Genomic DNA, 10911 nt, shown 5'->3' with positions numbered 1-10911 from the left:
CCGAGGCCTGGCGTGAGGGTCTGGCCGACTATGCCACGGTCGCGATGCGCTATGCCATCACCGAGCAGACGATTGATCGGGCGAGCGGCAAGGCAGTTGCCGGCGAGCCGGAGAGGACCGAGGAGGTCACGGAGATCTGGACCTTCCGTCGTGACAATGGCGCATTCTGGAAGCTCTCGGCGATCCAGCAGGTCGCGTAATCCGAACATCGTCAACCGCACCGGACGAGCCGGTGCGGTTGACCACTTTCTGTGTGGGCGCGATACCGGATGACGTGTCCTCCTCTTGCAGGCAGAACAACCGTGCCTACCTCAACTCTGCCTTAGGGTCCGGGCCCCTCTGGCGAGCGGGTCGCCGCTCGCGATGTCGGACGCCTTCTCTTGCCCTTGCGCCCACGAGCGCGACCGCAACGGGAGGATCCGACCATGGATTCCGCTTCTCCCGAGCCCCCGGTTCCTCTATCCTCGTCGTCGAGGATGACACAGAACTTCGAACCCTGATTACCCTCACCCTCAAACAGGCCGGCTATGAGGCTGTCCTGGCTTCCGCCGGAGAGAATGCTCTCGATCTTATCGCAGCAGCCTCCTTTCGACGGTCTTTATTGCACCATCGAGCTCCCTAGTCAGGTCGACGGCTGGGAGGTTGGCACCACCGTCAGCCTCATCTGGCCCGACAAACCAGTTGTTTATGCCTCGGCTGTGCAAACGGCCGCGCCGGGCCGGCTGCGGACCGGTGTCTTCCTGCGCAAACCCTTTGCCATGGATCGGCTCGTCCGCGTTTTTGAGGCAGGCGCCACTGCGGCACGAGTCAGGCGGCAGCTGGCATGAACATGGCGGCAACAAGAATTCTGACCTTTGTCCGGATTAGATCCTGCCCCAGCTCCGTATACCTCGCATGAACGACGTGAAGCGCATGGATGTCATCGGGATGCTGGGACCCTTGCGGCGTTATGCGAGATCGCTGACGCGCGACGAGTCCGAGGCCGAGGATCTGGTGCAGGACACCCTTGTTCGCGCCTATGAGGGGCGTGGCTCGTTCCGCTCCGGTGGCAACCTGCGTGGCTGGTTGCTGTCGATCCTGCACAACACCTTCATTGATCACCGACGCCGCCATGTGGCGGAGGTTCGTCGTCTGGAGCAGGCGGCAACCTTCGTCGACACCGTGGCTCCACCCGAGCAGGAAAGTCGGGTGCGGCTTCAGCAGGTCCAGGCGGCCTTCATGAGCCTGCCGGACGAGCAGCGCGCGGCCCTGCATCTGGTGGCCGTCGAGGGACTGTCCTACCAGGAGGCCGCCAACGCTCTGAAGATCCCTGTCGGCACCCTCATGTCTCGCCTGGGACGTGCCCGTGCTGCCTTGCGAGGCTTCGAGTCGGGAACCGAGGTGTCGCAGCCTTCGCAAAGCAAGCGCCCAAGCCTGCGTATCATAGGAGGATCCGATGTCTGATCCCATCACCGAGGCGGACCTTCTCGCCTACGTGGATGACCAGCTCGACCCTGCCAGGCGGATTGAGGTCGAGGAGCATCTCGCCCACGACCCTGAGGCGGCAGCGCGGATCATGGCCGATCTGAAGGATCGCGACAGCCTCCGGCTGCTCCATGCGGCTTCCCTGCCCCGCCCTGCCGAACCTATGCTGGTGGCAGCGACCCGGCTCGAGCGCGCCCTTGCCTGGCAGGAGGTCGGATTGAAGCTTCGCCGGATCGCCGCTGTGGTGACCCTGATCGGGTTCGGCTGGTTTGCCCATGGGCAGGTTGGCTTGGGTGTCTCCGATAGCGAAGCATCGCCCAAGCCGCCGGCCTTCGTCGAGGATGCCCTGCACTCGCACGAGACAGGTCTTCTGCGGGCCCGCATGGTCTCGCAGCCCGAGGTTGAGGCCTACGATCCCGCCGAGATCCTGGCCGAGACCGGGATCCGGCTCCCGTCCCTGCCTGAGGACTGGCAGATCCGGGACGCGCAGATCTTTCCGTCCCGCTACGGCCACAGCATCGAGATCGCCATCGATGCCGGCGATCTCGGGCGGGTGTCTCTCTTCGCCGCGCAGGCTCCGGCCTTTGACGTGATTACCCCAACACTGGCCCGCCTCGAGAGGGCGGCGGCTGTGTACTGGCAGACGGGCCAACTCGCCTACGCGTTGACTGGTACTGGCAGTGACAAGGCCCTCGAGCGAGCGGCCACCCGGTTGGCAAACAAGCTTTAACAATCCCTACAGGAGGACTTGTGATGAACACTCCCTATGCCTGGCAAACCGCCACGGCCCGCGCGAGCGGCGCCGTCTTCGATGAGGGCCTGCGCCAGCACATGCTGCGGGTCTACAACTATATGGGCATCGGCCTTGTAGTGACGGGGCTTGTGGCCTTCTTCGTCGCCTCGACCCCTGCCCTTTACGTGCCGATCTTCCAGACGCCGCTCAAATGGGTGGTGATGCTGGCGCCGCTGGCCTTCATCTTCTTCTTCTCGTTCCGCATGGACCGGATGACGGCGGCCTCCGCGCGCACGGCCTTCTTCGCCTTCTCGGCCGTGATGGGGCTCTCATTGGCGTCCGTGTTCCTGGTGTTCACCGGCGCGAGCATCGCCCGCACCTTCTTCATCACCGCCGCCATGTTCGGCGCCACCAGCCTCTACGGCTACACGACCAAGCGCGACCTGTCGAAGTTCGGCTCGTTCCTGATCATGGGCCTGATCGGCGTCATCATCGCCTCGCTGGTGAACATCTTCCTCGGATCGAGCCTGCTGCAGTTCGCGATCTCGATCATCGGCGTGCTCGTGTTCACGGGCCTGACAGCCTACGACACGCAATCGATTAAGGAGCAGTATGCCGAAGGCTTCGGGCATGAGGCCAACAGCAAGATGGCCGTGTTCGGCGCCCTCTCGCTCTACCTGAACTTCGTCAACATCTTCCAGCTGCTGCTGAGCCTCACCGGGCAGCGGGAAGAGTAAGCCCCCTGAACCACAACTTCTCTACATAGAAAGGATTGATCTTCATGGATCACCAGGACCGTCAGGCCATCGAGCAGCTCTTCGGCAAGATCGCGCAGATCGAGGGCCAGTCCACGCCCCCGGACGGGCAGGCGGCGGAGTTCATCCGCGCGCAGATCAACCAGCAGCCGAATGCGCCGTACTACATGGCCCAAACCATCGTGGTGCAGGAGCAGGCCCTGAGCGCCGTCCAGGGCCGCATCCAGCAGTTGGAACACGAGCTCGCCAGCCGTCCGGCTGGCGGAGGCGGCTTCCTCTCCGGTCTCTTCGGCGGCGGGCAGGCCCGTCCCCAGCCGCATCAGCCCTATCAGCCCCAGCACGGCATGTCCCCTCACACGGCTCCCGGCATGGGCGGCATGATGGGTGGCATGGCTCAACAGCGCGGAGGCGGCGGCTTCCTGGCAGGGGCAGCCCAGACTGCCATGGGCGTGGCCGGCGGCGTGCTGCTCGGCAACATGATCGCCGGTGCCTTCTCGGGTGGTGATGAGGCCAAGGCCGCCGATGCTGGTCAGGCTGAGCCACAGCAAGCCGCCGCCGAGGATACTGGCGGCGACGACTTCGGCTTTGAAGAGGATATCTGACCCAAGGCGGGCGCTGCCCTGAACGCAGCGCCACCGATTAGCGATCTCAAACCATCACGAGCTGCCGTTCTGCCGGCTCATCGCGCCGGCAGGACTCTTTGAACACGTATCATGGAGATAAGGATGATCTACCCAGCCCTCGCTTTTGCAGCGGCCATGGCCATGGCCACGCTGGCTCCCGCTGCGGCACAGACGCCCCCCTCCGACCCGGCTCCAACGCCGCCGGCAACGTCAGCCCCGACGGTCACGGCTCCGATTTCGCCCGCCCCTCCTTCGGCCTTACCGGCACCGGGTACGACCACGGGCTCGACCACCGCTACAACGACGCTCGGCTCCACTGCGCGGATCCTCACTGTGGATGCCTTGGAGGACATGGACTTCATTGGCGCGGACGGGAAGGAGATCGGCGACATCGAAGGCGTGGTAGAGAACAACGCGGACAAGAAGCAGTTCGTGGTTCTCGAGCGCGGCGGCCTCCTCGGCTTCGGCGCCAAGAAGATTGCGATACCGGTGGAGAACGTTGCAGTACAAGGCGAGAAGGTGACCCTGCGCAACATGGACGTTGCCCAACTCGATGGGATGACGGAGTTCAGCAACGACAACAACGCCTTCCGTGAGCTCGAGGAGAACCAGCAGATTAACCTGGCGCAGCAGTGATTCTCTAAGCTTCTACGCCGGTTTAGAGTCTGCCTTAACCGTGGCGGGCTACCGGCGTCGGCATGAGGCATCATTATTGCACAGGTCACGAGCCTGAGGAGAATAACGAATATGGCCAGTTTCGACGATCGCCGGGATACCTTTGAAAGGAAGTTCGCGCACGACGAGGAGCTGCTGTTCAAGGCGACGGCCCGGCGCAACAAGCTGTTCGGTCTGTGGGCCGCCCAGCAACTCGGCAAGACCGGCTCGGATGCCGAGACCTATGCGAAGGCTGTTGTCGTGGCGGATTTCGAGGAGGCCGGTGATGCCGATGTTATCCGCAAGGTGCGCCGGGATTTCGAGGCCGCCGGCAAGACGGCCAGCGATGCCGAGCTGGCCGGTGTCCTGTCCGGCCTGATGAATGAAGCCATCGCGCAAATCAAAGCGGGATCGTAAGGCTTCGTGCCCGAGACCGTCTCGGCACTTCAAGACCTTCAAAGGCGTGCTGAGATGGCGTCAGGTTGTCAAATCGATGATCGCTTCTGGCGATCATCGACCCGCCGGTTCCTGGCACCTCGGCTCGCAGTCGCCGCTGGCAGCACGGCTGACGATCTCTTGATCATCCCACTCGCATAACTTCATATGACCCACTATAGACAGGACCATGCCCGACCCTTCGAGTAGTCTCACGACCGTTGCATTCGCGGACGGCGACGCCGAACCCCGACAACGGTTTTCCGAGGTCCTGAGCGGCCTCGCTGGCCGGACCACTTCAGACATCAGCATCGGCGATGTGCTGAACGCCTTCGGCGACCGGGCCTTCGGCGCCCTGATGCTTCTGTTTGCTGCCCCCAACGTGCTGCCGCTGCCGCCCGGCATGTCGGCGGTCCTGGGAGCCCCGCTCCTCTTCGTGACGGCTCAGTTGATGCTTGGGCGTCCGACCCTCTGGATGCCCCGCTTCATCTGCGAGCGCTCGATCTCGCGCGACTTCTTCGCCCTGCTGACGGCAAAGCTCAGCCCCATTCTGCACCGAGCCGAACACTTCCTGCGCCCCCGGATGGGCCTGCTGCTTCGCCCGCTCCCGGAGCGGATCGTGGGTGCTGCGTGTCTCCTGCTGGCGATCATCCTCTTCCTGCCGATCCCCTTCGGCAACATTCCCCCGGCCTTCGCCATTGCGGCCTTCGCGCTCGGCATCCTGGAGCGGGATGGTCTGGCTACGCTCGTGGGCTGGCTCGCCGCCATCGGCAGCCTGCTGATTCTGGCCGCCATCTCGTCGGCCATCATTGCCGGCATCAACGCCTTTCTCGACCAGCTGTGGGTCATTCTCGGATGAGGGCGCTCGCCATGAACCCTCTATCGTCATCGTCGATCCTCCCGGAGGGGTGCCCTGGGCACCTGATACACCGTGCTTGAACTCGGCATTGCCGTCCTTCTCATTGGCCTGAACGGCCTCTTCGCCCTATCCGAGCTCGCCATCGTGTCGGCTCGCAAAGCTCGCCTGAAGACGATGGCCGACGCCGGACGCGCCGGCGCCAGTACGGCCCTCAGGCTGGCCGAGGACCCCGGCCGCTTTCTCTCCACGGTCCAGATCGGCATCACGCTGGTCGGTATCCTGGCGGGCGCCTTTTCCGGCGCCGCCCTCGGCGACCGGCTCACCGAGTTCCTGCTCGGCCAGGGAATGCCCGAGCGCGCGGCCGAGCCGCTGGGCTATGGCCTCGTGATCGGCTCGATCACCTATCTCTCCGTGGTGGTGGGCGAGCTTGTGCCCAAGCATCTGGCGCTGAAGAACGCTGAGGGCATCGCCTGTGCGGTCGCGCCCCTGATGGCCTTGATCTCCCGGATCGCGGCTCCGGTGGTCTGGCTGCTCGACGCTTCCACCAAGCTAATCTTCCGTCTGCTCGGCCAGAGCACGGAATCCGAGAGCGCTGTGACCGAGGAGGAGATCAGGACCATCATGGCCGAGGCGGAGACTGCCGGCGTGATCGAGACCGACGAGCGCAAGATGATCGCAGGCGTGATGCGCCTGGGCGACCGAGCGGTGCGCGGGGTCATGACGCCGCGCATGGACGTGGACTGGATCAACCTCGATGATACTGAGTTCGAGATCCGCGAGACTCTGATCAACACGCCGCATTCCCGGCTTCCAGTGGCCGAGGGCCATCCCGACAACATGCTCGGGGTCGTGCAGGCCCGGGAGCTCCTGGCGGCCTTTTTGCGGGAAGAGCCCCTCGACATTCGGGCGCATATCCGCAAGGCTCCGATCATCCCCAATACCCTCGATGCGCTGGATGCGCTGGAGGTGCTGCGGCAGGCCGAAGTTCCGATGGCGCTCGTCCATGACAAATACGGCCACTTCGACGGCGTCGTGACCCCAGCCGACATCCTCGATGCCATTGCAGGAGCCTTCCGGTCCGACGAAGGCGAAGCCGAGCCTGAGGCTGTGCAGCGGGAGGATGGCTCCTGGCTGTTGGCCGGCTGGATGCCGGCCGACGAGATGGCCGAGCAGCTCGGCGTCTCGTTGCCCGAACGGCGCAACTATGAGACCGTGGCCGGCCTGGTGATCGGCGAACTCCAGCACCTCCCGATTGCCGGCGAGGCCGTCGAAACGCTGGGCTGGCGCTTCGAGGTTGTCGATCTCGACGGTCGGCGCATCGATAAGGTGCTGGCGAGCCGGATCGAGAACCGGGAGGCGGCCTGACCATGCTCAAGCGTCCTGCCCTTCTCATTGCCGCTCTGGTCCTGCAGTCCGGCATGGCAATAGCCTGCAAGCTGGAGAACGCGACCTTCCGGCCGAAGTATTCTGCCGAGCACTTCGAGATCCGCAGCAGCCGCGTCGGCGGCAACCCCATCTTCGAGCTCACTGTCCGGAGGACCGGTGAGACCTTCCGCTTCCGGGTGGAGGCCGACAAGAGCACGGGCGGGGGAACGATCACCTCCGTCCCCGACAGCGCGGGACAGGATCCCGGGATCAGGACCAACATCCAGCTGTTGGATGCTAAAGCTTTGAAGACCATCCCGGCGGGCGAGATCGGCCACGTGTCCTTCTACGACCTGGGGCGGGCCTTCGTGGACTTCCGCATGCGGACGAGCCGCAGCATAGAGCCTTATACCTCCCCACCCTCGGGCCTGTGGAGCCTGGTGGAGTGTCGGGTGAGCTAGGCGCCCCGCCGCTGCCCGCGAACCAAATCTCCCTGATATCAGGACTGAAAGGAACACCTGATGGACTTCTCCTGGATCTCTGATCCGGCAGCCCTGGTGGCGCTGGCGACCCTGATTGTGATGGAGGTGGTGCTCGGCATCGACAACCTGATCTTCATCTCGATTTTGACCAACAAGCTGCCGGAGCACCAACGCTCGAAGGCCCGCCGCATCGGCATCGGTCTGGCCTTGATCCTGCGCCTGGGGCTGCTCGGCACCATCGCGATCATCGTCACCCTGACCGAGCCGATCTTCACCGCCTTTGGCCATGGGTTCTCCTGGCGCGACCTGATCCTGATCGCGGGTGGTCTCTTCCTCGTCTGGAAGGCCACGAAGGAGATCCACCACAACGTCGATCCGACCCCGTCGGACGACGTGTTCGACACGGCGAAGGCCACCATGACCTTCGGCGCCGCAATCACCCAGATCCTGCTGCTCGACCTGGTCTTCTCTCTCGACAGCATCATCACCGCTGTCGGCATGACCGATCACGTGGCGATCATGGTCATCGCGGTGATCGTCGCGGTGACGGCCATGCTGTTGGCCGCCAACCCGCTGGCCCGGTTCATCAACAACAACCCGACCGTGGTCATGTTGGCGCTGGGCTTCCTGTTGATGATCGGCATGACGCTGATCGCGGAAGGGTTCGGAGCGCACGTGCCGAAGGGCTACATCTACGCCGCCATGGCCTTCTCGGCCCTGGTCGAGGGCTTGAACATGCTCTCTAGGCGGGCCGCCCGCCGCGACGCCGCTGGATCCTCCGTTAAACCGAAACATTGAGGTCTCACGCGGGGAGGCCACGGCAGACGCGGCCTCCTTGATCTTCAGCTTGATCCCCCTCGAAAGGAGCCCCTGCATGGTTCGCCTGAAACGTCCTGCCCCTGCCCTCGCCTGCATCCTTGTTCTGTCCGCTTCCGCCGCTCTGGCTCAGACCAACAGCGCCCATCGCAGCGCGGATGTGGTCGCTGGCAAGCCGCACCGTTTGGGGGTCTATGGCAACGTGCAGAAGGACTGCACATCAGGCCCGCTGCCGACGGTCCGGGTGGTGACCCCGCCCAGGCATGGCGAGCTGAACGTGCGGAGCGGGAAACTCAAGGCCGGACGGATCTCCCGTTGCCCCAAGCTGGAGGCGACGGCGCAGGGGATCTTCTACAAGGCCAGCCCCACCTACAAGGGGGCTGACGAGGTCAGCTACGAGGTCAGATCCGCCAGCGGCAAGGTGGAAAGCCACACCGTCAGAATTACGGTGAAGGACACACAGGCTCCGGATGCCAAGCCGGATCAGGATGCCGAGCTGTGACGGACACCAGGCTCGCATGAGATGAGCGGGCTGTTCTCGCCGGACGTTCTGGTCGCGCTCGGCGTCAGCGCCAGCGCTGGTCTCGCCACGGTGCTGGGCAGCCTGTTCGTGCTGCGAATGGACAGGACCAACTCGCATCACCTCGCGATTGCGCTTGCCTTCGCGGGTGGCGCGATGGTCTACGTCTCGCTCGTCGAGATCTTCCCCAAGTCGGCGGCGGCGCTGGGTGAGGTTCATGGCGCCAAAGCCGGCTATGCCTGGACCACCCTGGCGTTCTTTTGCGGCATCGGCCTGCTTGTTCTTCTCGACCGCCTCGTTCCCAACCCCCATCCCGACGTCGCCGCAACATCCGGGCGGGACAAGGCCGCCGTCGCCCGCATGAGCCTGCTCACCACGGCGGCGATCACCGCCCACAACTTGCCGGAGGGGCTTGCAACGTTCTTCGCCACACTGGACGATCCCGCCGTCGGAGCCTCCCTCGCGATCGCGATTGCGCTCCACAATGTCCCGGAAGGGGTCTCGGTTGCCGTTCCAGTTTATTTCGCGACCGGAAGCCGCTGGAAGGCTGTTCTCGCATCGCTGGTTTCCGGTCTCGCCGAGCCGCTCGGTGCCATCCTCAGCTACATCGTCCTGGCGCCGTTCATGTCTCCGGCCACGCTGGGGGTGGTGTTCGGGATCCTGTCCGGGACGATGGTGTTTCTGGCCCTGGAGGAGCTGCTGCCGGCGGCCAAGCGCTATGCGCAGGGGCGCGAGACCGCCTATGGCATGGTGGCCGGCATGGCGGTTGTGGCGCTCAGCCTGGTCCTGTTGCGGTGAACCCCTGATCACATCCTGCCCGGAGGGCCTGCGGCGCACCGCGACCGGTGGGGCGGGTCACCCTCTGCGCCAATTGAGAGGCCACTCCGGTAGAGAGTAGGTTCCTCAAGCCCGGCCGTAGCAGTCGCGGTCTGGTTTGCCTTGTCCGAAAGCCGAGATCCCGAGGTTCACGAGCAGTGGTGCCAGCCGGTCCTTCGTGTCCAGCGACGGAACCGGTTGGCACTGCAGCCTCGGACCAGGGTTTCTGCGAGGTAACACCAAGTGAGGCCGCACCACGAACCTACCAGGAATTATGACGCTTTGAAGACGCGCCGAATGGCAGTTCCCACCAGCCCCGTGGAATAATTCTGAAGTGGCGGATGAAGTGCGCCTTGGGATCCGTATACGGGTGTGAAGATTAACCCGATGGTTCGCAGGGCAATGGAGGAGACCTGTAGCTCGGACGAGTGCAGGCGCATCCACATGTTCGATACCAGCCGGACAGAACGTCTGGACATCGCCGCCGTGGCCCTCATCGCCAGCGGAGAAACCGGCCGCATGCGCTCCACGCCCTCGACCGATGAACTGCAAAGGTGCAGAGCATGGCATGTGAAACCCAGCACCGGTTCGACGGGCCTTGTGGGGGCCTAGCTCGGCAGCATCAAGACCGAAATCGAGCACCCCGCCAGTCCTGATCCGGCGATGGCATCAAGGAGCCGACCTCAGCCGAACTGGAGATGCGCGATGACGCTGGAACTCCTCTGGCTGCTGCAGCTCAAGGAAGCGAGCCCCTCGCTCAACCATCGCCCCCAACCCCATCTGCAGGTGCCACTATCGCGTATCTGAGCATTCAGCCGGTAGACGAAAAACCAATGCGGGCCAAGAGCAACTTCGAAAGCTCCCCCTCAGAAAGTAAGTCATATGGTGCAAAGACGCCTAGAAGGTTCAGGTCGCCGGGCTCGTTATTGGGCTCTTCACCCCTCCTGTCAGCGCGGCCGAGCTTATCGAAGCCATTGGTGGCGAGAAGTGCGCAAAGCCGCCAAAGCCTTACACGGTGGAGTTTCTGGCTCCGGAGAACGGCGACCTTCAAGCCAATGCAAAGGGGATGATCGATGAGCTCGAAGATCTCGAGCGTCCTCCGCCAGCTCTGTCACTCGACGGCAAGCCATGCCTGAACGGACGCTGCACCTTTCGTGCGTCGAAGGGGCGAACCTATACATTGACGGCGAAGAGCACAGATCGGAAGTTTGACAATCTTTGCATCTCGGTGACGAGGCCCTGAGGGGCTCGCGACGGCACCGTTGCATTAACCTCGGCCGTATAGCGAGGAGCGGTTCATCAAGGATCCGCTCCCGTGTCTCTGTTCAAGCGCCGTCGCTTCCCGGTTGAGATCATCTTGCTGTGCGTGCGCTGGTACTGCAAGTACGG

14 protein-coding genes are annotated in these 10911 nt (G+C 63.8%); all 14 read left to right on the top strand.

What is annotated here, in order from left to right:
• The coding region (locus KHP60_RS24395) for a TIM44-like domain-containing protein (protein WP_213566866.1) at positions 1–200 on the top strand (200 nt) is incomplete at its 5' end.
• 694 nt (positions 201–894) lie between these two features.
• The gene (locus KHP60_RS24390) at positions 895–1443 is read left to right on the top strand and encodes a sigma-70 family RNA polymerase sigma factor (protein WP_213566865.1); all 549 of its coding nucleotides are present in this window, start codon (positions 895–897) and stop codon (positions 1441–1443) included.
• Positions 1436–2194 carry an anti-sigma factor gene (locus KHP60_RS24385; protein WP_213566864.1) on the top strand — a complete coding sequence of 253 codons (759 nt, stop codon included), beginning with the start codon at positions 1436–1438 and terminating at the stop codon, positions 2192–2194. The genes KHP60_RS24390 and KHP60_RS24385 overlap by 8 nt, the downstream gene beginning before the upstream one ends.
• A 23-nt stretch (positions 2195–2217) precedes the next feature.
• On the top strand, positions 2218–2934 hold the full coding sequence (locus tag KHP60_RS24380) for a Bax inhibitor-1/YccA family protein (protein ID WP_213566863.1): 717 nt from the start codon (positions 2218–2220) through the stop codon (positions 2932–2934).
• A gap of 44 nt (positions 2935–2978) precedes the next feature.
• Entirely contained in the window at positions 2979–3554 is a 576-nt protein-coding gene (locus KHP60_RS24375) for a DUF2076 family protein (RefSeq protein WP_213566862.1), read from the top strand.
• Between the two features lie 123 nt (positions 3555–3677).
• Positions 3678–4211: a PRC-barrel domain-containing protein gene (locus KHP60_RS24370; RefSeq protein WP_213566861.1), complete on the top strand. Its 534-nt coding sequence runs from the start codon at positions 3678–3680 to the stop codon at positions 4209–4211.
• Between the two features lie 111 nt (positions 4212–4322).
• Positions 4323–4646, top strand: coding sequence for a DUF1476 domain-containing protein (locus KHP60_RS24365; RefSeq protein ID WP_213566860.1), 324 nt, complete (start codon positions 4323–4325; stop codon positions 4644–4646).
• A 208-nt stretch (positions 4647–4854) separates the two neighbouring features.
• Positions 4855–5523 (top strand): exopolysaccharide biosynthesis protein, encoded by a 669-nt coding sequence (locus KHP60_RS24360; protein WP_213566859.1) that lies wholly within the window; start codon positions 4855–4857, stop codon positions 5521–5523.
• Positions 5524–5595: 72 nt separating this feature from the next.
• Positions 5596–6888: a hemolysin family protein gene (locus KHP60_RS24355; RefSeq protein WP_213566858.1), complete on the top strand. Its 1293-nt coding sequence runs from the start codon at positions 5596–5598 to the stop codon at positions 6886–6888.
• A 2-nt stretch (positions 6889–6890) separates the two neighbouring features.
• Positions 6891–7349: a hypothetical protein gene (locus KHP60_RS24350; protein WP_213566857.1), complete on the top strand. Its 459-nt coding sequence runs from the start codon at positions 6891–6893 to the stop codon at positions 7347–7349.
• A 60-nt stretch (positions 7350–7409) separates the two neighbouring features.
• Positions 7410–8168 carry a TerC family protein gene (locus tag KHP60_RS24345; protein WP_213566856.1) on the top strand — a complete coding sequence of 253 codons (759 nt, stop codon included), beginning with the start codon at positions 7410–7412 and terminating at the stop codon, positions 8166–8168.
• 76 nt (positions 8169–8244) lie between these two features.
• Positions 8245–8688, top strand: coding sequence for a 4-aminobutyrate aminotransferase (locus tag KHP60_RS24340; protein WP_213566855.1), 444 nt, complete (start codon positions 8245–8247; stop codon positions 8686–8688).
• A gap of 21 nt (positions 8689–8709) precedes the next feature.
• Positions 8710–9504: a zinc transporter ZupT gene (gene zupT, locus KHP60_RS24335; RefSeq protein WP_213566854.1), complete on the top strand. Its 795-nt coding sequence runs from the start codon at positions 8710–8712 to the stop codon at positions 9502–9504.
• A 462-nt stretch (positions 9505–9966) separates the two neighbouring features.
• On the top strand, positions 9967–10134 hold the full coding sequence (locus tag KHP60_RS24330) for a hypothetical protein (RefSeq protein ID WP_213566853.1): 168 nt from the start codon (positions 9967–9969) through the stop codon (positions 10132–10134).
• Positions 10135–10911 lie beyond the last annotated feature (777 nt).

Origin of the sequence: Microvirga sp. 3-52 (genome assembly GCF_018383585.1) — a bacterium.
Lineage (GTDB): Bacteria > Pseudomonadota > Alphaproteobacteria > Rhizobiales > Beijerinckiaceae > Microvirga.
The sequence above is the reverse complement of the archived record's forward strand: the minus strand, read 5'-3'. Positions and strand labels throughout refer to the sequence as shown.